Raw genomic sequence first — 22703 nt, 5'->3', positions numbered from 1 at the left:
AGGAGGTTGAAACGGCATGGAATGCCCGGTTAATAAAGAAATACGGAACTACCGCGAGGGCGTGTTCATGGGGCTGAGCATGCGCCAGACGATATGGGGCTTTGTAGCTTTGGTGGTTGCAGGCGCAGCGAATTTTGGGCTGCGCCCATTCATTGGCAAGGAAACGGCGAGCGTGCTGTGCATCCTGCTCGCCGCACTGCCGGCGGCGGTAGGGTTCCTGTCCTATCATGGCCTGTGTTTTGAGCAGCTTGCCTGCGCGTGGCTGCGCACCACATTCCGGCATAACGGCTGGTATGTATACAGGGCGGTATGCCTGTACGAAACGCTGCACCGCGCGGCTGCAGAGGAGCGGGAACGCGATAAGAAGAAAAAGAAAAAGCCTGTAAATACCGGAAAGGGGAAGATGAAGAATGTTCAGAAAAAAGCAGGATAAGGTCAAGGTGCAGCTGCCAACGCGCCCCGTGCGCCTGCCGAAGAGTGTGCAGCAGATCGTACCCATCCAGCGGGTATACCCGGACGCACTCTGGCAGGTAGGCGCAACCGAATACAGCAAGACATGGTCTTTTACGGATATCAACTATGCGGTGGCAAGCCCGGAGGATCAAACCTCTATTTTGGACTCCTGGGGGCGCGTCCTCAACGGCCTTGCTGCGGACAGCCGGCTGAAGATCACACTGGCAAACAGGCTGTTTAACAAGGATAGCCTGAGCGGTTCGATCTTCTACAAAAAGAAGGACGATGGGCTGGACAGGTACCGCGGCGAGATGAACCGTGTATTGATGGATAAGGCAAAGGGCAGCAACGGCATTGTGCAGGAGAAATTCCTGACGCTGACCGCAAACCGCAAAAACGAGAACGAGGCGCGGATGTTTTTCAGCCGCGCCGGGAAAAGCCTGTCGTTTGGGATGCAGCGCCTTTCCTCTGCGGTAAAGCCGCTGGACAACACGGAACGGTTCCGCGTGCTGCATGACTTTTTCCGTCCGGACCACCGCATGAAAAACGCCGACGTCGCGGATATGATGCGCAGCGGCAGGCATTTTGCAGATGTGTTCTGCCCGCTGGCAATGCGCTACCACGCAGACTATATCGAACTGGATCACGGTTTCGCCCGTGTGCTGTTCATCGAAGAGTATGCGTCCATGCTGTCCGATGAACTGGTGCATGACCTGATGGAGCTGCCGCGCCAGATGATGCTGTCCATTGATATCACGCCGGTGCATCCGCAGGAAGCGGTAAAGATGCTGAACCGGCTGGATATGCGGGTGGAATCCGATATCACGCGCTGGCAGCAGCGCCAGAACAACAACAATAACTTTTCCGCCGAAATCCCCTATGAGTACAAGCAGATGCGCGAGGTGGTAGAGAATTACAAGGATGAAACCACGCAGAATGACCAGCGTATCATGATGACTACCACGACGGTAGTGCATATGGCGGATACGCTGGAGCAGCTGGACGCGGATACCGAGACGCTGAAGACAACGGCAAGCGGATATGGCTGTGGGCTGGCGGCGCTGAAATGGCAGCAGGATATCGGCCTGAACACGGTGCTGCCCTATGGGCTGCGCCGCGTGGTGCAGCAGCGCACGCTGCTTACCAAATCCGCGAGCATTTTGACGCCGTTTTCCGCGCAGGAGATCCAGCAGACGGGCGGTATCTGCTATGGCAATAACGCGGTATCCGGCAATATGATTTTGGCAAACCGCGCGTTGCTCAAAAACGGCAACTGCATCCGTCTGGGCGTGCCGGGCGCAGGCAAGTCCATGAGCGCAAAGTGGGAGATTGGCCAAGTCCTCCTGTCCACGAACGATGATGTGCTCATCCTTGACCCAGAAAATGAGTTTACGCCCATGGTGGGCGCGTTCGGCGGCACGATGATCGACGTATCCGGCTCATCCTCCGTGCGGATCAATGCAATGGACATGGAAAAAGGCTATGCAGATAATGATAAAAACCCGCTGGCGGATAAGTCCGAATTTATCATGTCCCTGTTTGAACAGATCATGGGGGATGACGTCAATGCCAGACATCGGTCTATCATAGACCGATGCATCAAGGATTTGTATGCAGGCTATATTGCCGGAGGCTATCACGGGAAATCCCCGACCTTAACCGACCTGTACAATATGCTGCGGGGGCAGGATGAGGACGAAGCAAGGGAGCTGGCGCTTTCCGCAGAGCTGTTTATCACTGGTTCGCTCGGCATTTTTTCGCAGGAGACGAACGTAGACCAGCATAACCGCCTGACCTCGTACAACATCCTTGATCTGGGCGAGCAGCTCATGCCGCTTGGCATGCTGGTCATCCTGGAATCTGTCTACAACCGCGTGCTGCAGAACTGGCGGGCTGGAAAGCGGACATGGGTATTTGTGGACGAGTTTTCAATCTTTTTCCGCTATCCGTTTGCAACCAGCTACTTCCTGCGCATGTGGAAACGGCTGCGCAAGCGCAACGCCTATATGACAGGCATCACGCAGAACGTGGGCGAAATGCTGCGGAGCAAGGACGCGCGGTGGCTGTTCGCCAACAGCGAATTCATTATCATGCTGTCCCAGTCCGCGTCCGATCGCGCCGATCTGGCAGAGCTGCTGCACATTTCCGATACCCAGCTTTCTTATGTGGAAAACGCAGACCCCGGCTGCGGGCTGATGAAGTTCGGCAGTGCATTCATCCCTTTCCAGAACGACATCCCGAAGCACACCGAGTTATACCGTCTGATGACCACCAAGGCCGGCGAATGGGAGTGATATCCCTATGGCTACATACAAATACAAAACGCCGGAGGACAGGAAAAAGGTGTCGTATGGCGCTGCGCGGGCGCAGCGCGGAAAAGCGGTAAGCGGCGCGGCCAGCACGCAGTACGGCAGCAGGACGCGGCAGGGCGCGGAGCAGCAGGCATACGCGGCGAAAAGCGCGCCAGCGCAGGCAAAGCACAAAAAACGGACCATGAAAGCGTACATGGTCCGCATAGCCGTGCGGAAAATGCAGGAGCGCAGGGATGGGAAACGCCGTTTGGAGCAGGAGGGGCAGCGCGCGGATGCTGCGGCGGTAAACAGGGCGTCTGACAGGATGGCGGGCAGTGCAAAACGCGCGGCAGGCGTTACCATGCGCACCACTGCAAAATACGGCGGCATTGCGGCGAAAAAGGTTTACGGCGCGGCACGGGATAAGGCGCGGCAATACGCGGTAAAAAAGTCCGTCCGGCGTGTGGCGCGCCGTTACCGCGGCGCGGACGGGAAAACGCGGTACGCATTCCGCTATGCCGCAGTGGAGAAAAAGCGCGCAGTACGCAGCGTCCGGTTAAAAAAGGGTCAGCGGTACCGCCCTGCCCGCGGCCGTCTGTTGATGCTGAACAGGCAGAAAACCCAGAAAAACCAGCGCAGCGCAGCGGCGGTATACGGTACGGCGCGCGACCGTGCGGCGAAAAACGCGGCGTCTACCGTATATGGCAAAGCGGCAAAAGGCGCGGAAAGCGTTTATGGCGGTGCGGTAAGGCAGGGCGCGCTGATGCGCCGTGCGCACGCGCAGAAGGCGGCGGATACGGCGTACCAAAGCAGCGCTGCCGCACAGCGAAGCCGGACGGCTGCGCACGGCTTGAAAAAATACCAGCTGCGCGCACGGAAAGCCGGCGTCCGCAAACTGAAGCTGCGTCTTGGGGAAAAAGGCGGTGCGGGCGGGGCGGCGAAAAAAGGCGTGCGCAAGATCGTCACGGAACTGATGCGTAAGGTCGCCGCTGCGGCAAAGAGCAAAATCTTGCTGGCCGGTGTGGCGGTGGTTCTGGTGGTGAGCCTTGTTGCCGCGCCGCTTACCATCATTGCCTCGCCGCTTGGGCTATTGTTTGCGGACGAGAATATCGGCGTGGACGGGCAGAGCGTGCAGCAGGCGTACATGGCGGCGCAGACGGCGTGGACGTCCGCTGCGCTGGCGGGTGAAAGCTATGACAGGGTGGAATATGAGGGTACTTATGCGGACAGCGTGGAAGTGTTGGCTGTGTTTGCGGTAAAGGTGACAGAGCAGGACGGCTTCGATGCAATGACGATGGGACCCGACCAGCGTGAGATTTTAGCTGGGGTGTATATGGATATGAACCCGTATACAAAATGGTACACGAAAACAGAGGATGGGGACAGGATCCTGCATATACGGGTGGGCGGCTTATCCGCCGATCAGGCGGCGGACAAGTACCATTTCATGAAATCCCAGCGCGTGATGCTGCACGAGCTGCTGGAGGATTACCGTGATGAACTGGTCCAGCTGCTGGGCAGTGGGACCGGCGGCAAGGGCTTTTCCGCCGCGGTACTGGCGCTCCGGGAACTGGTGGAAAAATACGCCGCAATGTACGGCATATCCAACTATGTGGACACGCTGCTTGCGATCATTGAGGTAGAGAGCGGCGGACGGCTGGAAGATGTGATGCAGTCCTCTGAATCCATGGGGCTGCCGCCGAACTCGCTCAGCAAGGAAGCGTCTATCAATCAGGGCTGCAAATATTTCTCCCAGCTGGTGCGCAAGGCGAAAAATCTCGGCTGCGATGAAGATTCCGTGATCCAAGCGTATAACTACGGCAGCGGGTTCCTTGACTTTGTTGCATCACACGGGAAGAAATACAGCTTCGAGCTGGCGGAGGAATTTTCGCGGCAGCATTCCGGCGGCGTGAAGGTGCCGTACAAGAACGAGATATCCATCCCGAAAAACGGCGGCTGGCGCTATAACTACGGCAATATGTTTTATGTCCTGTTGGTGCGGCAGTACCATGCCGCGCTGGGCAGCGATGTACAGAACCGCATTGTGCTGATCGCGCAGAACTACCAGAATTACGGCATCACGGCCCCTGCCGGGTATTGCGAAATGTGGGCGGAGCAGGTATACCGTGCGGCTGGGGTGCAGGTCAACAACTGGTGCTGTGCCGGACGAAACAGGGTAACGAATGTTGTAAGCCATGACAGCTCAAACATCCCGGTTGGCGCGATGGTGTACAATGACCCTGCGGTATATAATTCGCGTACTACATGCGGCTGCGGGCTGAATGCCGGCCATGTCGGCGTCTACCTTGGCAACGGGCAGATCATGTCCAACATAGGCGGCAGCGCAATAGATACGCTGGAATCCTGGACCAACTACTACGGCTTCGGCGGCTGGGGCTGGGGCGGCGCTGCGGTTCATTAAACTCATCCATTCAGCATCTGGGAAAAGCGCCGGCGCAGGTTGCGCCGGCGTTTTTGATCTGATTGCCGCAGAAAAACAGGAATGGAGCCGGCGTCAATGCGCCGGCTCCATTCCTCATAAGGGGACGATGAAAGGTAAATAGGTTCAAAAAAAGTATAGCATCTTTCCCAAAGCGATGCAACCTGCTTAATGCCTTTTCAATCGACAAACCGTGTTGCACCTGCATCCGCCCCTGCGCCATCCGGGCTGGGGACGCCGTCTGCAGCATGCTTATATTTTTTCAGCATGGCATTTTTGATTTCCGCAATGCCGGAATACTGCACGCCGTTCCCGATAAAATACTGTGCGGCGTCCAGCCATTGGGATAGCGGATAATCATTTTCATCTATTGCGCATAAATCCAGCATTGCGAGCCGCTGAAGGGCGGCATTATACTTCAAATCAGAAACATAGCAGCCATGGATCCCTGCAATATCATCTAATAAACAGCCGGATGCCGGTCAGGTAGAATAAGTTTCGCAAAAACAAAAAAGACATGGTTTGCAGATCTTTGGTAGAATGAAGTCGCGACACACCATTCGAAAGGAGACAGCAAACCATGTCCGAGAAGATTGTACAGCTAAACGAGGAAGTTATCAAGGGGCAGCTCAAGGAACTTGTACGTGGAAGCGTAGAAGAAACACTCAATGAGCTTCTGGAGGCCGAGGCGGAGAAGCTAACCCAGGCGGTCCGGTACGAGCGTAACAAGCAGCGCCAGGGCTACCGTAGCGGTCACTACAGCCGCAACCTCACCACCACTTCTGGGGATGTCACTCTCAAGGTGCCTAAGCTCAAGGGAATCTCCTTTGAGACTGCCATTATTGAGCGGTATCGCCGCCGAGAGAGCAGTGTGGAAGAGGCTCTTATTGAAATGTACCTGGCAGGTGTATCCGTCCGGCGTGTAGAGGACATCACTGAGGCCCTGTGGGGCAGCAAAGTCTCTCCCTCCACCATCAGTGAGCTGAATAAGAAAGCGTATGTCCACATTGAAGATTGGCGGAACCGTCCTCTGCGAGGTGGGCGGTATCCATATGTCTATGTGGATGGGATCTACCTGCGCCGCAATTGGGGTGGAGAATTTGAAAATGTAGCCATTCTTGTGGCAATTGCGGTTAATGAGGATGGATATCGTGAGGTTTTGGGCGCCGCAGAGGGCATGAAGGAGGATAAGGCCAGCTGGATCAGCTTCTTCCAGTGGCTGCGTGGCCGTGGTCTGAACGGTGTGAAACTCATTGTTGGCGACAAGTGTCTTGGTATGCTGGAAGCCGTGGGAGAGGTATTTCCTGAGGCCAAATACCAGCGGTGTACCGTCCATTTTTACCGAAATGTGTTCTCTGTCACACCTCGCTCAAAGGTGAAGCTGGTGGCCAAGATGCTCAAGGCGATCCACGCTCAGGAGAGCAAGAAAGCCGCCCGAGAAAAAGCTAAGGCTGTGGTAGAGGAACTGCGCTCTATGAAACTGAAGGAAGCCGCCAAGAAGGTGGAGAATGGTATTGAGGAAACGTTGACCTACTGTGATTTCCCCAGTGAACACTGGACCCGTATTCGTACCAACAACGTGATTGAGAGGCTAAACCGGGAGATCCGCCGCCGTACCCGTGTGGTGGGCAGTTTCCCGGACGGCAACTCAGCCCTTATGCTGGTCTGTGCCCGGCTGCGCCATGTAGCCGGCACCCAGTGGGGCAACAAGAAGTACATGAACATGAAGCATCTGGAGGCGACCGTTGAGGATGCCTCCATTGCTGGCTGACTTCATTCATAACAGAGTCTGCGAACTAAAGTGCGAAAAATTCTTGACACGACCCGGATGCCTGACTGGCGGCTAACTGCTGTCTTGCCATTATACAGTCATCTCTTTTCCGAGGGAAATTATAGACCTATATTACTTTCTTTTATCATGGTTGTAAATCTACCGTCTGAACAGATTTGTTAAATTATAATACTTGTAAATTGGATACTATTCACAAAACCTAAATCAGCCTTTGCTATGCTGTTTTAGATTACAGAGAAAGCGCCCGCCGTCCACAGCATAGGCTGTGAGCGGCGGGCGCTCTTTTTGTTTCAGCTTACATCAGCAAAGATGCTTTCGCTCCTTCCATCATAAATCCCAAACCTTTCATACAATTATTACATCTTCTGGCGACATTATATCCGGATCATTGCTTTTATATTTTTCAGGGTCAAAACCGTCTTGAACCGATTCGGGGATATCCGCAGCATTTAAAATAAACTTCCATTCGCCATCAACGTTTGCAACATAGTTGAACCCTTCTTCCTGAACAATCTCCGGTTCTTCAGGGTCGTCCTCGGACAAACGATAAACAACGGTTGCCGAAAAAGAAAGTACATAGAGCCTGTCATTTACTTTTTCAGTTTCATCAATAGCATATTTTTCAAATGCCATGTTGGCCTCTCCAAACATTTCTTTGGAGGTTTGATTTTCAAAATACACATATTCTTGCGCAACAGGCGATCCCTTGTCCTCCATTAACTCCACATACTGTTCTACGCAGACAGAAGCTTCTGCGGGTAGTTCATTTGTTGCTGTGTCATTACTTTTTTCGCAGCCCATGAGCGCTGCTAAGCAAAGCAGCAAGAAAAAAATCCGGATAATTGCAAATTTCTTAGATATTAGAGTTATAGACATAGACATCACCATTCAGCCAGCCTTTCGTGCTGATGTTTTTTACAAAAGCTCGACATGCAGAGGTAGGAACTTTGCTTTTGGGCCAAGTGGCATAATCCCATTCGTTGGTTGCAAAAGTATCCACGGAAAGTTTGTTAACATAATTGCCCGACGCGTTTGCAACACATAGTCCAATTCTTACAGGCTTGGAATTCGATGAATTTGTAATTGTTCCCTCCATACGAAGATAACCATTTGTGATATTTTTCCTCGCAACCATCTTGTCGGTATATGTAGCTACGATATCATATACATCCGTTAACGCAAACGAAAAGAGCTTTGTTTTTGTTGCATATGGCTGGATTGGAGCTTCATTAGGGCGTTTTGCATCCTCATACGTGATTTGAACATTCTCTTTTGGAAATACCTCCTCGATTTGAACCGCCCCAGCAAACATGGATAGCTGACTTAAGAGAATTCCACTAATGACCGCTAAGCAAAAAAAACGTTTAACATACATACTATTTCTCCTCCTGTATTAAGACTCGCTGATTTTCATTGTATTATGCTGTCAACGCAAACAAAGTATCAATTATTATCAAACTATAACGGTGCAATGGATAGTACATATAGAAAAACAATTTGAAAGATTTCCCTTTCTGCTTGTTATATATCAACATGAAAGGAATCGCATAAACCATTTTCCATTGATCTACCGCAAAAAAATCGGTGAATGGATAGATAGATAGGAGCATTAGGTGAGAGCCAACATACGAAAACATACAAAAAAGAGAAAACACAATAATACGATGATAAGTAGGAAGGAAATAGCTCATTACTCCCAATATAACAAAAATCATTGTGTATTCTACATTTAAAGGTGAAGGAAACACTGAGGTAAGCACTATTTGCATATTGATATTGATAATATTTATATACGCATCTTGCACACCAATTAGTTTAAATATTCCCTCTAAATACTCCCAACCGTTAGAAAACACAGCTTGAGCCATCCATGACAAGAAAAAGGGAAGAAACACTATAGAGGAAATTTCAAATATAGCCCTTGCCCTTTCTTTTTTACGGAACAAGTTAATGACATTATTGATAGCGTATGAATATAACCCCACATAGAAAAATGTGGATAATATGCTTTGACCGAAATCATATACTCCGATCCATTCATTAAACAAGAAATTCATCATAGCGATGAATAAACTTATAAATATATTGGATAAATATATCCTGAGAATAAAATGCTTTCGATCATGTGTTTTATGCAGGCTCTCGATAAAGCAAAACAAAAAAAGGGGGGCAGATATTCTACCTATTGCAGATGCTAATATAGCAAATGACTGACTGAAAGAAAGACTAAGTAATATTTTGGGGATATGATCGATCGTCATTGCAATACATGCAACTACTTTAAGTTGAAATTGTGTCAGCCCCTTTATCCGTAATCTCATATAAAATTACGAATGGGAAACATCTATACTACCGTTCAGAAGGCCTCCAGTACCTGAAACGGGGCCGCCAGAGTTCAAACAGAAATAGTAATGCTTTTGGGAACTCAATCCGGAAAAACATTATAATATGGCGTATTGCTTTGTTTTATCTCAGAAGTACGGTATGTAGATATCACTCGAGACCATCCCAAACTTTGTGTAAACCTCCGATGTGGTGTAGAATAGGAGCACCACATTGGAGGATTTTTATAATGGCTAGAAAGAATCGTACCCCAGAAGAAAACGCACGTCGGGAAAAAATCAGAGAACTGCTGCAGATGGCGAACATAGGCAGCATGGAGGACATCCAGAGCCTGTTCAAGGAAACCATTGCCGAGTTCATGGAAAACGGCCTGGAGGCAGAGCTGGATGATGAACTTGGCTACAGCAAGTATGACTACAAAAATAAGGACACGGACAACAGCCGCAACGGTCACAGCAGCAAAACACTGCGGACCAGCTTTGGCGATGTGGAAGTGTCCGTACCTCGTGATCGGAAAGGCGAATTTGAGCCTCAGGTGCTGAAGAAAAACCAAACCAGCATCAGTCAGGACATTGAGGAGAAGATCCTGTCCATGTACGCCAAGGGCATGACCACGTCGGATATAGAGACCCATATTCAGGAGATCTACGGCGTAGAGGTATCTGACACGACCGTAAGCCGCATCACAGATAAGATCCTACCCATCGCAAAAGAATGGCAGCAGCGGCCTTTGGAAAGCGTCTACGCGGTAGCTTTTCTGGATGCCATCCACTACCATGTGCGCAGCGAAGGACAGATCGTCAAGAAGGCTGTTTATATTGCCATTGGTATCGATCTGGACGGCAGGAAGGACGTTCTGGGTATGTGGGTCGGTGAAAATGAGAGCGCCAAATTCTGGGCAACGGTACTCAATAACTTGAGAAACCGGGGTGTTGCGGATATTTTCATCGCCTGCACGGACAATTTGACCGGGTTTTCCGCAGCGATTGAAGCGGTGTTCCCCAAGACAGAGGTTCAGAACTGTATCATCCATCAGCTCCGAAATTCCAGCAAATATGTATCCTACAAGGACTTAAAGGCGCTCATGGCAGACTTGAAGGCAGTCTACGCCGCGGTGGATGAGTCCGCGGCCCTGGACGCTCTGGATACCTTTTCCGAACATTGGGATAAGAAATACCCCAAAATCTCTCAGTCCTGGCGGGATAACTGGCCACATCTCAGCACCTATTTCAAGTACCCCCAGGAGATTCGCCGCCTGATCTATACGACCAATACCATCGAGGGCTTTAACCGTCAGCTTCGGAAAGTGACCAAGGCAAAATCCGTGTTCCCCACAGATGACAGCCTGCTGAAAATGCTGTATCTTGCCATGATCGATATCACAAAGAAATGGACTGGCCGGAGACAGGACTGGAGCATGATTCATGCTCAGCTGGCAGTATTCTTTGCGGATCGTATGCCGGACTGACCGGCTGCATACCGGCATGTCAAGGGTCGAGATGAACCAACGCTGACGCCTCCGCACTTGACATGCCCGCAGACTGCTGTTATTTTGTAGACAAGGCATCAGCAGCTGGCGCCGCTCCCGCCTTAAATTATTTTGGCTCTATTTTGCACTGCCCGGCAGTGTTTACACAAAATTTGGGACAGACCTTATCACTCTTTTAGTGGACATTTCTATACACTGAATTTCCAAATATTTAATTCTGGCTTCTGTGTTAGAGACAGAACCTGATACAATCAATTTCCCAGATGCGTTAGGACTAAAATAATAGTTAGTATATAGTCCACCTGTTAATCCTGTAAAGCTTCCTTTATACCTACCTGATTTTGCTATATCATAAAACTTGGTGGGACGATTAAGCGAGTATGGGCGGAGACTTTAATTAAGATTGTCCACCATAATTGAATTTGAATCAGTCCCAATGCTGTCGATTGATACTGCGGACGCCTGTCCTACAAATAACGAAAAAACCATAATTGCTGATATAATGCATGCAAATCTTTTTTTCATGCTTCTTGTTTCCTTTCAACTTAATAAAAACTTGGAGTAAATTGCAACACTTGTCAGAACTTCTGTCAAGCTGTCAGGGGGTTAGAGGTCATTGGTTTGCTTTCAGACTTTGAGCCATTCCAAACAGTCACGGTAGCAGTTACCCGGTAGCTTTTCCCTGATGTAACTTTTTGGGATGCGTTAACTGTCGCTTTACGTCCATTCCGGGTATCGGACCATGTTTGCACGGTTTTCCAGCTCAATCCGGACTTCTCTTGAAGATTGACTACAATCTGGCATTTTGTTGAGTTCCCGGATTGCCCGCGCACCCATGCATTGATCTTGGCAGTACCATTGCTAATAGAGAATGTACAATCAGCATCGTTTATGTATGTCATATACAGTTCTACATCGCCCTGTACTGCCGAAGAAGTGGTATCGTTCAGCGCGTATGCCTGCGGCACATTGGTCGCCAATAAGCAAGCAGTAAGACATAAGCCCGATACCAGCATTTTTCTTCTTGTTCCCATGGGATTCCCTCCTTCCATTAGTTCTTGCCTACTGTAACGAACGAGAACAAAGATTTGGGACACCCTGCTACAGATTTTTCAAAAATATTCTTAGTTGGACATTATTGACTTCTATGTTATAATGCAAAAGAAAACAGCAAAGGGGGATCTTATGCTGATTTATCTTTCTATGATTGATTCCGAAGAGGACCGATCTAAATTTGAAGCCATTTATCACGAATACAAAAACCTGATGTACTACACTGCGAACCGTATTTTAGGAGATACGCGCGATTCGGAAGATATTGTACATCAGGCTTTCTTAAAGATAATCGACATAATTGAACGTATAGATGAAGTGAAGTGTCCCAAAACAAAGGGGCTGATCGTTACAATTACTGAGAGGATTGCGATAGATCTGTATCGCTCCAGAAAGCGCAGGGCCGTAGTACCCTTTGATGAAGAATTTATCAATACGCCTGCCAAAACAGATATTGAAAGTTTCGACCAGCGCGATATGCTGGCAGGTGCTATGGCCGCGTTGCCGGTCAAGTACCGCGAAATTCTCTTGCTACGGTATGATAATGGCTTTTCAGTGCCTGAAATTGCGAAATTGATGAATATGTCGCAGGATAACGTCCGAAAAACCATTCAGCGAGCCAAAATAAAGCTTGCTGCATCGTTAGAGTCTATGGAGGATCAACATGAAGATAACGGATGAAATGCTATATGCCAGCGCATCGAAAGCGCGCAATTTATGGTTATCTTCGGCTTTACCGGATGATATACCGGAGCATCAGTTTTCTCACCGGTTTAATCGAAAAATGAAAAGACTGATTAAAGAGCAGCGCAGATCACCGAGGTTGAATCACGTCATACACATGATGCGCCGAAGTGCCGCTATACTACTGGTCGTTGCAACCGTATCCTTTTCCTGCGTAATGACTGTGGATGCATACCGAGAGAAAATTATTGAAATTGTGACACATGTATTCCATGAACTTACTGATTACCGTTTCAGTACAGGGTCCGCATCTTCGTCACCAGTAAAAACCGCTCTCGGTGTGATTTCACTTGGTTTCATACCTGACGGAATGGATCAGACTGATGAATATGGCGACGAAACCTTTTACTCTGTCAGCTATGAAACCGAAGATGGAATGTACTTCGATTTGACATGCACGCTGATTACGGAAAATCAGGACACACATAAGATTGTAGACACGGAAAATGCGGTGGTGCAGGAGTATTCGATGAACGGCGAGGAGGCAACAATAATCTCTAAGAGTAATAATAATACGATCCTATGGACACATGAAAATATTCTGTTCCAGCTATATGGCAATCTTCCGTTGGATATTGAAAAGCAAATTGCTGAACATGTTACTGTAGGGTAGACACACTTGTAGGCAAATTAAGGCCACCTTGGAAAAGTAATTTTTTATAGCTGAAAACGACTTTATGATTCTTATATGCTTTACCGCAAATGAGCATAATCGTGGGATATCAGAAAAATTTTTCCTTTCAGAAATACAGCATCGGTATTGTCAAAGTATAGCTGAGGCAATATAACCATTTCTTTTGATTCTGAAATTCCCAAAAAGATTAAGAGAACGGGGATGTGTTCCAGTGGAACACATCCCCGTTGTTTCTTTATCAGGAAATGGAGGGGGCTGTACGGGGCCAACCGCCCTGCACAGCCCCAAGGAGTGTCCGGTATATTATACAGCGGGAAAAGCGCGGGAAATGTCGAACCCTGCCTTACCGGACCGGCTGCGGCTCCGCAACCGTGATTTCGGTTTGCCGGGGCTGTTCCTTTTCCCTGGTCAAAAGGAAGTTCAGTTCACCCAGCCGCGCTACCTTGATCTGGTACTCATCCTCCTGCGGCCACGGTTTATCCAGTTCCGCTTTCGCTGTTTTAAGCTGCTCGTTCAAGAGCGCGATGCGCTTTTCACAGTCGGGGATATGTTCTTCAATGCCAGACAGGGCGTTCCCCAGCCGCTGCATCATGCCCTGCGGCGTCATGCCGGTTTCCACCTGACGCTTGGTTTCACCCCGTACCCACAGGATACAGTTTTGCAGCGGATCGCGCGTCAGGTATAGTTCAAAACCGCAGTAATGCCCGATAGAAAGGGACTTTTCCCACGCCATGGCATCGTCCGCCCCAGCCTTGATCTTTGCCGTTTCGCTTTCGATGCGCTGCAGCAAAGCGTTTCCGGCGTCCTCTTTCTGCGTGTATACCGTACCGGAGATCTCCGCGCGGAATGTATCGCCCACGCTTTCCGCATGGTGCGCTGCAAAGGTCCTGCCGTCCTGCTGCAATGCGGCAAGCAGGCGCTCCTTATCCGTTATTTTGTCCGGTATCATGCGGATTTCATCCTGCAGATGGTACTGCTCGTTCTTGTATGCGGTGCGAAGCACATTCAGCTTGTTGACCTCAACCTCCAGTTCCATACGCTCTTTGATGCGCGGATCGCCGGCAGACAGCGCCTTGATCTCCGCATAGGACAGTGCGGCGGCGTCTACATCCTCGCAAGTACGCGCCGGGGATTTCCCAGTCACAATTTGCGCGATAAACTTCTGCTTATTCTCCACGGTCTGCCAGTTGTAACTGTCAAATGAATTTTGGGTGGCATAACGGTAAATGTCAACACGGTCATACATATTGCCCTGACGCAGGATGCGCCCCTCGCGCTGCTCGATATCGCGCGGACGCCACGGGCAGTCTATCTCGTGTTCCGCGGCTAAGCGTTTCTGCACATTGAATCCGGCGCCCATTTTGCTGGTGGAGCCGATCAGGATACGGATTTTGCCCGCGTTCATCTGCCGCCGCAGCGCGCGCTTTTTCGGCGTTGTATCCGCATGATGGATGTACGCAATTTCCTCCGTAGGCACGCCGCGCGCGATCAGCTTGCCGCGTATATCGTCATAGGCGCAAAAGCTGTTTTTGCGCACGCCTTTGCCGCCGGGCGTCGCAAGGTCGCAGAAAATGAGCTGTGTGCCTTTTTCCGGTGCGGTACGCTCCCAAATTTCAAAAACATTCTGCACGACCCTGTTCAGCTTGCTTTCCGGCGCGTCGGGCAGCGAGGGGTCGGCAAGCCGCTGATCCAGCGCCAGCTTGCGCCCGTCGTTTGTGATCGCAAGCATGTTGTCCTCATACGGCGCGACAGCGCCGGCACGTACTGCGTCCGCGCGCTTTCCAAGCTCCTTTACCATTGCCTCCTGCTCCGGTGTGGGCGCGGTGAGTTCGTTGTGGTATGTCCCTTCCGGGCGCGGCAGGTGCAGCATATCCGCCGTTTGGATATCCGCGGCAAGTTTCCACATTGTAACAAGCTCAGGCAGGTTCACAAACTTCGCAAAACGGGTTTTGCTGCGGTAGCCGCTGCCCTCGGGGGACAGTTCCATGGCCGTCACGGTTTCGCCGAAGGCGGACGCCCAGCTGTCAAAATCGGAAAGGCCGGCCTGCTCCAATACATCATACTGCAAATAGCGCATCATGGTATACAGTTCCGTCATGCTGTTTGAGATCGGGGTGCCGGTGGCAAATACCACGCTGTTATAGCCGCTGCGCTCATTCAGGTATTCACATTTTGCAGCCATATCCTCGCTTTTCTGCGCAGCCGTAGTCTGGATGCCTGCAACATTCCGCATTTTTGTAAACAGGCCGAGGTTCTTAAATTCGTCCGCTTCGTCTACAAAAATACGGTCCACGCCAAGCTGCTCAAAGCTTACGGCAGTATCCTTTTCCTTGGCGTTCATCAGCTGCTCCAGCCGCGCTTCCAGCTTCTTTTTCGAGCTTTCCAGCTGCTTGATCGTAAAATTCTGCCCTTTATCTTTTTTCGCTTCGGACAGGCTGAGTTCCAGCGTGTCAAGCTGCTTTTCGATATGCGCCCGGGCATGCTCCGGGGAAAGCGGGATTTTTTCAAACTGGCTATGCCCGATGATCACCGCGTCATAATCCCCTGTGGCGATCCGCGCACAAAATGCCTGGCGGTTCTGTTTGGACAGGTCATCTTCCCGCGCCACAAGGATATGCGCGCCGGGATATAATTGCTGGAATTCCGCGCCCCACTGCTCGGTCAGGCTGTTCGGCACAACGAACATCGGCTTGTGGGCAAGCCCCAGCCGCCGCAGCTCCATCGCGCCCGCTGCCATCGTCCATGTTTTCCCCGCGCCCACGCAATGCGCCAGTAGCGTATTGCCGCCGTAGAGGATGCGGGCAACCGCGTTGCGCTGGTGTTCTTTCAAGGTAATGTTCGGGTTCATGCCGGGGAAAGAGAGGTAATCCCCGTTATAGGTACGCGGGCGGGTGTGGTTGAAATGTTCGTTGTAGTAGCGGACCAGACGCTCGCGCCGCTCCGGGTCTGCAAAAATCCAGTCTTTGAACGCCTGCCGCAGCGCGTCCTGCTTCCCGCGCGCCTTGATGGTTTCCTGTTGGTTGGGGATACGCTTTTCTTTGCCGTCTACGATTTTCACATCGAATATCTGCACATCCCGCAGGTTGAGCGCCCGCTCCAGCAGTTCATAGCCGTTCGCACGGCTTGTCCCGAATTTGGTATAGGCAAAGGAGTTGCGGTCATTGTCCGCGCCTTTGTTGGAGACATACCAGCTTTTGATCGCCTCCGAGTAGGACACGGTGATCTTGTTTGCCGCATAGAACGGCGGGTGCAGGACTTCCCGCACAAACTGCGTGACGTCTTCGGGCGGGATCCATGCAGTGCCGAGCCGCACGCTGATATCCGAAGCGGTAAGGGGTTCGGGCAGGACGCTTTCCAGCATTTTCACGTTAAATGAGAAAGCGGGGTCTTTTTCCGCGTATGCCTGTGCGGTTTTCAGCTTTGCGCGGATATTGCCGGAAAGGTACTCATCCGCCGGCTGCCACCTGCCGCTTACCGGTTCGCGGAAAATCTGTCCGTGCAGCGCGGAAATGATCTGCCCCTCTGGCATTCCCCCCAGCAGGCGGGACATATAAGCAAAGTCGATTTCCCCGCGTTCCGCAAGGGATAAACCCAATGCGTCCTGCGGCGTATCCGCGCTGGTCACGGCAATATGCGGACGGATCGTGCGCTGGGTAAAGATATCGCTTTTGCCCTTGACATTCTGCTCATCGTCCAGCTCCTCCAATGCCAGCAGCAGCGGATATCCCGCGTCCTGCGAAAACGCACGGCGGTTGGCGATATCGTGGATATAGCCGTGCTTTTTGACAAAGGCGTCGTACTGCTCGTTCAGTGCATATTGCAGCTCATGCAGCGTGTCATCGTCACAGCTTTCGGTCTGTGCCTTGATTAGGTCGCGCACGGTTTTCCGCAGGCCGATCATGCCGCGGGCGCGCTGCGATGCGGTTTCCTTATATCCTGTAGGCTCATCCCTGCCAGCGGCGCGGAAAAACACCGCCCCGTCCTTGATGAAATAGCTGTAATCCTCCACCTCTTCGTCCGGGGCGCTTCCTGTGTTTTGCGATGTGTTCCATTGGAACACATCCGCATTACCGCGTACCGGCAGCTTGTCAGGGACGGAAATATGGCGGATGGCTTCCGCAAGCTGCACCTTCATATCTGCGCCCGGAAGCGGCGCGCAGGTGGTATCATAACCGTATCTGGTGCTTTCCATCTTCATTTCGCCCAGGACCATTTCCGGGTGGGAGATAAAATAACGGTTCATGGAAGGCCCATCTGGATTTTGCCCCAGCTGCACCCACTCCGGCTCGGTTTCCGGCGGTGTTTCCCGCTTTTGCAGGAACAGGATATCCGTTGTCACCTCTGCGCCGGCATTGGCTTTGAACGCATTGTTGGGCAGACGGATGGCACCCAGCAAATCCGCTTTCTGCGCAAGCAGGCGGCGCACATGCACGTCTTTCTTATCCATTGTGCCTTTGGATGTGATAAAAGCGACAACGCCGTTTGGCTTTACCTTATCCAGCGACTTTATAAAGAAATAGTCGTGTATGAGCAGATGGTCTTTGTTATATGCCTTGTCGTTGACGTGATAATCACCGAATGGCACGTTGCCGATGGCGAGGTCAAAGGTGTTGTCCGGAAACGTGGTATTTTCAAAACCGGACACCGTGATATCCGCACTGGGATAGAGCTTTTGGGCGATACGGCCCGAGATGCTGTCCAGCTCCACGCCGTACAGACGGCTGTTTCTCATTCCCTCCGGCAGCATCCCGAAGAAGTTACCGGTACCGCAGGACGGCTCCAGAATGCTTTCCGGTGCAAGCCCCATGTGCTCTACGGCGTCATAGATGGCACGGATCACCGTGGGGCTGGTGTAGTGTGCGTTTAAGGTAGAAGATCGCGCAGCCCTATATTCATCGTCTGTCAGCAGCGCTTTAAGCTCGGTATATTCATCCGCCCACGCCGGATTCCCCGCATCAAACGCCTGCGGGATCGCGCCCCAGCCAGTATAATGGGCGAGCACCGCCTGTTCGTCCGGCGCAGCCGGGCGGTTTTTCTCCTCCAGTGTGTGCAGCAGGCGGAGCGCGGCAATGTTGTCACGATACCGTTCGCGCGGACGGGATACGCCGAGCAGTTCATCCGTAATATGATAATTGCCCACGTTCCGCGCCGCCCCTTCCGGTGTGTTCGGCTGGAACACATCCGCGCCGGCAGGCTGCGTGTTCCGATGGAACACATCGTCGGCAGCAGGTTCGGGGACAGCGTGACGGAAGCCGTCCAACTCCTGTTGGTACAGGCTGCGGCAGAGCCGCGCGACTTCAATCCATGAATAAGATAACTCTGTACCGAACCTGTCCTGGATTTCTACGGAAAAGCCGGAGGGCGCGGCGATATACTCAGCTTCATCCCCTGTTAAAAGGGTGAAATTGCCGGTTGTACCCGCGTGGGCGTCCGAGAGCTGCTGCGCAATTTCCGCATTTCCCTGACCACTGCGCAGGCGGCGGACGACGTCGTCCTTGTCCGCCTGTGACAGCAGGCCGTGCTCGCCGGTGAGCGTTTCCCGCAGATCGTCATTTGCGTTCCCCATATCCATAGACAGGGTATCTATGATAGGTGTATTCCGGGCGTCTTGGGACAGGCGGCTCTCGAATACGGCCTTGGCGATGGGCGGCAGTTCCGTACCCTCCGCGCCGGCTTCTTTCAGCGTGATCCCTGCGGGGCTGACGCCGGAAATGATGTGCGCCGCTTTATTCCAGTAAACCACTGTCCCGACCTGATAGGCGGGGGCAAGTGGGTCATGCGGCGCTGGTATTGCCTGCGTGGTTTCCTCCAGTGTGTTCCCTTGGAACACATCACGCGAGGGGTCTGTGGCGGCAGCCTGCACGGCTTCCTCCAGTGTGTTCCCTTGGAACACATCACGCGAAGGGTCTGCGGCAGCAGCCTGCACGGCTTCTTCCAGTGTGTTCCCTTGGAACACATCACGTGAAGGGTCTGCGGCAGCAGCCTGCACGGCTTCTTCCAGTGTGTTCCCTTGGAACACATCACGTGAAGGGTCTGTGGCAGCAGCCTGCACGGCTTCCTCCAATGTGTTCCCTTGGAACACATCATCAGATGAAACGGGCTGTTCTGCGCTTGCGTGCAGGGCAGGATAGGTTTCATCAAACACCGCTTTATGCAGACGGTTATGGAAAGAACTTAGGTCATAATAAAGCCGGAGGAACTCGGTATCCCCGACACTCACCGCCGCGCGCCGTGTTGCAGCATCCGCTTCAATACGGGCATTTTCCTCGTCTGAATTCATGCAGGCATTTTGATAGGCAGCGTCAGCCATGACCTTTTCTTTAATCACTGGCAGGTATTGGTCATAAATCTCTTTTACCGTCCGCGCCGTCCGTTTGGGCGCGGCGCTTTCCGATGTGTTCCGTCGGAACACATCGTCGGCAGCAGGCTGTGTGTTCGATTGGAACACATCTTCAGCGGTGGGCTGCGTGTTCGACTGGAACACATCGCGCGAGGGGTCTGCGGCAGCAGCCTGCTGCAATATCTGCAGGATGCTTTGGTATTGGGGATACCGGCTCAGGAAATCCAGTACCCCACCATCACCATCACCAATATCCTGCCGCTCCGTATATGTTTGCCCATCAGGCATAACGATAGTAAATTTGGTTTTATCATAGCCAAGAAACCTCGCGTTTTCAGGATCATCCGCTTCGTACCAGTCCTCCCATGTGCCATATTTTTTCAAAGCGGCGTTTTTCCCTGCAACCTGTTCGTCATCCGCCTGCTTCATCAGGCGGTCAAACTCATAGATGGAATACCGTTTCCCATCTTCAAATACGGGGCTTTCGCTCCATTCGCAGATGATATAGGGGACGCTGTCCGGCTCATATGGATTTTCCACCGGCGTTTGGGGCGTGGCGGGCGGAATCACATGGCCTGTCCGTCTCTCCGGCATAGAGGGCGCGGCCATTTCATCTTTAGCGGCAGGCTGTGTGTTCGACTGGAACACATCTTCAGCGGCAGGCTGTGTGTTCGATTGGAACACATCCGCAGGGGTGGTCTGCGTGTTCGCTTGGAACACATCGTCACGCTCAACGCTGACCTGAGCCTGTGCAAGCCGGTCGGGAAAAACGCCGTAAATGCGAAGATATTGCTTTTCCTTTAAGTCATAGACGGCAGCGCCGTCATAGGCAAGCCCGCCGGTTTCCATACTTCCGCGAATATACGCCTGTGCAATGCGTTCTGCCTCCTCCTGCGTCTGATACTCCGGCTTTTCATCAAAACCGTTTTCTGTGCGGTGATAAACTATTACCTGATAGCGCGGAGCCATGCGGCGCTCATAGCTGCTGATCGCGTCCTCTGTCAGCCAGTCCGGTTTCTCCGGCAAAGCGTGATACAGTTCCCGCATTTTTGCAATCTGTTCACGGACAGTCCCTGCCCATAAGTGCCTTTCGTTCCGCTGCCCGCCGCCGAGGAAATATTCGCAGTCTGCGCGCAGCCGGTCTAAAAGCTGGTACTCAAAGCTGAAGTCTTTCTGCGGTTTCGCGGATGCGCGGGGTGCGGGCTGCTCTTGTCCCGCACCCTGCTCAATGGTTGCTTTATCCGGTGTAGGGGATACAATGGACGCCTCGCGCAGCTGCGGCAGGATGCTTTGGTATTGGGGATACCGGCTCAGGAAATCCAGCACCCCGCCATCGCCATCGCCAATATCCTGCCGCTCCGTATAGGTCTGCCCATCAGGCATAACGATAGTAAATTTGGTTTTATCATAGCCAAGAAACCGCTCGTTTTCAGGATCGTCCGCTTCGTACCAGTCCTCCCATGTGCCATGTTTTTTCAAAGCGGCGTTTTTCCCTGTAACCTGTTCGTCATCCGCCTGCTTCATCAGGCGGTCAAACTCATGGATGGAATACCGTTTCCCATCTTCAAATACGGGGCTTTCACTCCATTCGCAGATGATATAGGGGATGCTGTCCGGCTCATATGGATTTTCCTCCGGCGTTTGGGGCATGATGGGCGAAACTGCATGGTCTGTCTTGTCCTCTGGCACAGAAGGCGCAGCCATTTCCTCCTGTTCCGCCAGCGCGTTCTCCTCGCGCACCTTATCAGCAGCAGCCTGTGCTTCTGCGGACAGATACCGGTTGTTCTGCACCAGCGCGGCAATGCGTTTCGCGGTATGTTCCCATGTGAGGTGGATATCCGGGCAGCCGTTTTTTTTATAATGAATCCCTTTTCCGTCATAATCTTCCCAACTGTGGGAAGAGCCGGACAGCGCGTGGGATCGCCCGCCGATGCCATATTCCTCCTGCAGGAAGTCTTTCTGCTCTTTCGCAGAGTGTCCCTGCTGGAAGAAGGCGTAGATACGGTTTTTCCCGCCTGCGACGTTTCCACCGCCCGAAAGGGAAACATCAATTTCATCGTCTGTGATAAACCGGCCGATCTCCGGGATTTTCGTCATTCCCGAAGCAAAAGTCCTGCGGGGCAGGGATAGATCATGCAGACCATCCATGATGTCCCTAGGGGTATGATGCCGAAACCGCAGCAGGTCATGGTTCAGGTCATAGGCGGACAGGAACGCGGCATATTCCTCTGTGAACGTCCGGAGAAATTCTGGACTTTTCAGTTGTTCCGCGAGCCATGCGGTTTCTTCCGGATAATTGTTTCGCCGTATTCCAGACAGGCTGGGCAGATAGCCTTGTGCATTTTTGCCGAAGTCATGATAAAGGAACCAGATTTTTTCCGAAAGCTGTCGGCGTTCGTATCCCTCGGCTTCCGCGACCTCGGCATTGGTGGCAAACTGTCCAGTTTCTATAAGATGTCCGATCCGTTTCGCCGCCTGTTCCCATGGGATGAGATACGCCCCGGCGTCATACCGTGCGGAGCGCCCGCGGGAAAGATGGACACCGTCCCTGTCATACCATGCGGCAAACCTTTCCGCGCCGATGGAAAAACCGTTACCGCCGTGGTAGATGGTTTGCAGATCGGCTGCAATCCCGCCGATGGGTTTCTGCTTTTCAAAGGCTGCGACGATACATTCGCGGTGGCGGTCTGTGTTGCTGCCGAGCCGCAGCACATGGTCTATTTCCGCCTGCGTAAACTCATGCCGTCCAAGCTGCGTGTTCCGATGGAACACATCTTCGGCAGCTGGCTGCGTGTTCCGATGGAACACATCTTCGGCAGCTGGCTGCGTGTTCCGATGGAACACATCTTCGGCGGCAAACTGCGTGTTCGATTGGAACACATCGTTAGCGGCGGACTGCGTGTTCCGATGGAACACATCTTCAGCGGCTGGCTGCGTGTTCCGATGGAACACATCTTCAGCGGCGGTCTGTGTGTTCGACTGGAACACATCTTCAGCGGCTGGTTGCGTGTTCGACTGGAACACATCCCGCGCAGGGATTTCCTCCGGCATCAGCGAAAGCTGAACCGCGGGCGGTTCGTCAGAAAAAGGGAAAGCAGCAGGTTTTTTCAACTCTGCCACTTTC

General features: G+C 52.1%; 13 protein-coding genes. 7 read left to right on the top strand and 6 right to left on the bottom strand.

Annotated elements, in window-relative coordinates; all coding sequences use genetic code 11:
• Positions 1–16: 16 nt before the first annotated feature.
• From ACTQ3V_RS02935 to ACTQ3V_RS02925, 3 genes are read left to right on the top strand one after another with little or no spacing between them, the layout of a single operon-like run.
• Positions 17–433, top strand: coding sequence for a PrgI family protein (locus ACTQ3V_RS02935; RefSeq protein WP_441363883.1), 417 nt, complete (start codon positions 17–19; stop codon positions 431–433).
• Positions 411–2747: a VirB4-like conjugal transfer ATPase, CD1110 family gene (locus tag ACTQ3V_RS02930; protein ID WP_441466177.1), complete on the top strand. Its 2337-nt coding sequence runs from the start codon at positions 411–413 to the stop codon at positions 2745–2747. The genes ACTQ3V_RS02935 and ACTQ3V_RS02930 overlap by 23 nt, the downstream gene beginning before the upstream one ends.
• Positions 2748–2754: 7 nt before the next feature.
• Positions 2755–5166 carry a lysozyme family protein gene (locus ACTQ3V_RS02925; protein WP_441466176.1) on the top strand — a complete coding sequence of 804 codons (2412 nt, stop codon included), beginning with the start codon at positions 2755–2757 and terminating at the stop codon, positions 5164–5166.
• A 197-nt stretch (positions 5167–5363) separates the two neighbouring features.
• Here the strand turns inward: ACTQ3V_RS02925 and ACTQ3V_RS02920 are convergent, their stop codons facing one another.
• A complete protein-coding gene (locus tag ACTQ3V_RS02920; RefSeq protein WP_441466175.1) occupies positions 5364–5573 on the bottom strand; it encodes a hypothetical protein in 210 nt (69 codons plus the stop codon).
• 191 nt (positions 5574–5764) lie between these two features.
• Here ACTQ3V_RS02920 and ACTQ3V_RS02915 point away from each other — a divergent pair, with 191 nt between their 5' ends.
• A complete protein-coding gene (locus ACTQ3V_RS02915; RefSeq protein WP_441466174.1) occupies positions 5765–6955 on the top strand; it encodes an IS256 family transposase in 1191 nt (396 codons plus the stop codon).
• Between the two features lie 366 nt (positions 6956–7321).
• On the opposite strand, the gene ACTQ3V_RS02910 is transcribed toward ACTQ3V_RS02915, so the two are convergent.
• The 3 genes from ACTQ3V_RS02910 to ACTQ3V_RS02900 are packed head-to-tail and all read right to left on the bottom strand — an operon-like array spanning position 7322 to position 9297.
• On the bottom strand, positions 7322–7864 hold the full coding sequence (locus tag ACTQ3V_RS02910) for a hypothetical protein (RefSeq protein ID WP_441363887.1): 543 nt from the start codon (positions 7862–7864) through the stop codon (positions 7322–7324).
• Complete coding sequence (locus ACTQ3V_RS02905) at positions 7830–8351, bottom strand: hypothetical protein (protein ID WP_441363888.1); 522 nt, start codon at positions 8349–8351, stop codon at positions 7830–7832. Before ACTQ3V_RS02905 ends, ACTQ3V_RS02910 begins: the two co-directional genes overlap by 35 nt.
• A gap of 43 nt (positions 8352–8394) precedes the next feature.
• Complete coding sequence (locus ACTQ3V_RS02900) at positions 8395–9297, bottom strand: TraX family protein (protein ID WP_441363889.1); 903 nt, start codon at positions 9295–9297, stop codon at positions 8395–8397.
• A 251-nt stretch (positions 9298–9548) separates the two neighbouring features.
• On the opposite strand from ACTQ3V_RS02900, the gene ACTQ3V_RS02895 reads away from it, so the two are divergent.
• Complete coding sequence (locus tag ACTQ3V_RS02895; protein ID WP_441466173.1) at positions 9549–10787, top strand: IS256 family transposase; 1239 nt, start codon at positions 9549–9551, stop codon at positions 10785–10787.
• 611 nt (positions 10788–11398) lie between these two features.
• Here ACTQ3V_RS02895 and ACTQ3V_RS02890 read toward each other — a convergent pair.
• The gene (locus ACTQ3V_RS02890) at positions 11399–11842 is read right to left on the bottom strand and encodes a hypothetical protein (RefSeq protein ID WP_441363890.1); all 444 of its coding nucleotides are present in this window, start codon (positions 11840–11842) and stop codon (positions 11399–11401) included.
• Between the two features lie 151 nt (positions 11843–11993).
• Here ACTQ3V_RS02890 and ACTQ3V_RS02885 point away from each other — a divergent pair, with 151 nt between their 5' ends.
• On the top strand, positions 11994–12542 hold the full coding sequence (locus ACTQ3V_RS02885; protein WP_441363891.1) for an RNA polymerase sigma factor: 549 nt from the start codon (positions 11994–11996) through the stop codon (positions 12540–12542).
• Complete coding sequence (locus ACTQ3V_RS02880) at positions 12526–13218, top strand: DUF4367 domain-containing protein (protein WP_441363892.1); 693 nt, start codon at positions 12526–12528, stop codon at positions 13216–13218. The genes ACTQ3V_RS02885 and ACTQ3V_RS02880 overlap by 17 nt, the downstream gene beginning before the upstream one ends.
• 364 nt (positions 13219–13582) lie before the next feature.
• Here the strand turns inward: ACTQ3V_RS02880 and ACTQ3V_RS02875 are convergent, their stop codons facing one another.
• Positions 13583–22699, bottom strand: a complete 9117-nt coding sequence (locus tag ACTQ3V_RS02875; protein ID WP_441466172.1) for a helicase-like domain-containing protein — start codon at positions 22697–22699, stop codon at positions 13583–13585.
• Positions 22700–22703: the final 4 nt, after the last annotated feature.

The sequence above is a fragment of the Candidatus Agathobaculum pullicola genome, assembly GCF_052117205.1.
Classification (GTDB): domain Bacteria; phylum Bacillota; class Clostridia; order Oscillospirales; family Butyricicoccaceae; genus Agathobaculum; species Agathobaculum pullicola.
Note: the sequence above shows the minus strand (reverse complement) of the source record. Positions and strands in the feature narration are given on the sequence as shown.

What these genes read in the sequence shown, in the direction of transcription:
- ACTQ3V_RS02895 (WP_441466173.1), top strand. Translation starts at nt 9,549, where the DNA reads ATGGCTAGAAAGAATCGTACCCCAGAAGAAAACGCACGTCGGGAAAAA.
- ACTQ3V_RS02930 (WP_441466177.1), top strand. Translation starts at nt 411, where the DNA reads ATGTTCAGAAAAAAGCAGGATAAGGTCAAGGTGCAGCTGCCAACGCGC.
- ACTQ3V_RS02880 (WP_441363892.1), top strand. Translation starts at nt 12,526, where the DNA reads ATGAAGATAACGGATGAAATGCTATATGCCAGCGCATCGAAAGCGCGC.
- ACTQ3V_RS02935 (WP_441363883.1), top strand. Translation starts at nt 17, where the DNA reads ATGGAATGCCCGGTTAATAAAGAAATACGGAACTACCGCGAGGGCGTG.
- ACTQ3V_RS02910 (WP_441363887.1), bottom strand. Translation starts at nt 7,864, where the DNA reads ATGGTGATGTCTATGTCTATAACTCTAATATCTAAGAAATTTGCAATT.
- ACTQ3V_RS02915 (WP_441466174.1), top strand. Translation starts at nt 5,765, where the DNA reads ATGTCCGAGAAGATTGTACAGCTAAACGAGGAAGTTATCAAGGGGCAG.
- ACTQ3V_RS02900 (WP_441363889.1), bottom strand. Translation starts at nt 9,297, where the DNA reads ATGAGATTACGGATAAAGGGGCTGACACAATTTCAACTTAAAGTAGTT.
- ACTQ3V_RS02905 (WP_441363888.1), bottom strand. Translation starts at nt 8,351, where the DNA reads ATGTATGTTAAACGTTTTTTTTGCTTAGCGGTCATTAGTGGAATTCTC.
- ACTQ3V_RS02920 (WP_441466175.1), bottom strand. Translation starts at nt 5,573, where the DNA reads ATGCTGGATTTATGCGCAATAGATGAAAATGATTATCCGCTATCCCAA.
- ACTQ3V_RS02885 (WP_441363891.1), top strand. Translation starts at nt 11,994, where the DNA reads ATGCTGATTTATCTTTCTATGATTGATTCCGAAGAGGACCGATCTAAA.
- ACTQ3V_RS02890 (WP_441363890.1), bottom strand. Translation starts at nt 11,842, where the DNA reads ATGGGAACAAGAAGAAAAATGCTGGTATCGGGCTTATGTCTTACTGCT.
- ACTQ3V_RS02925 (WP_441466176.1), top strand. Translation starts at nt 2,755, where the DNA reads ATGGCTACATACAAATACAAAACGCCGGAGGACAGGAAAAAGGTGTCG.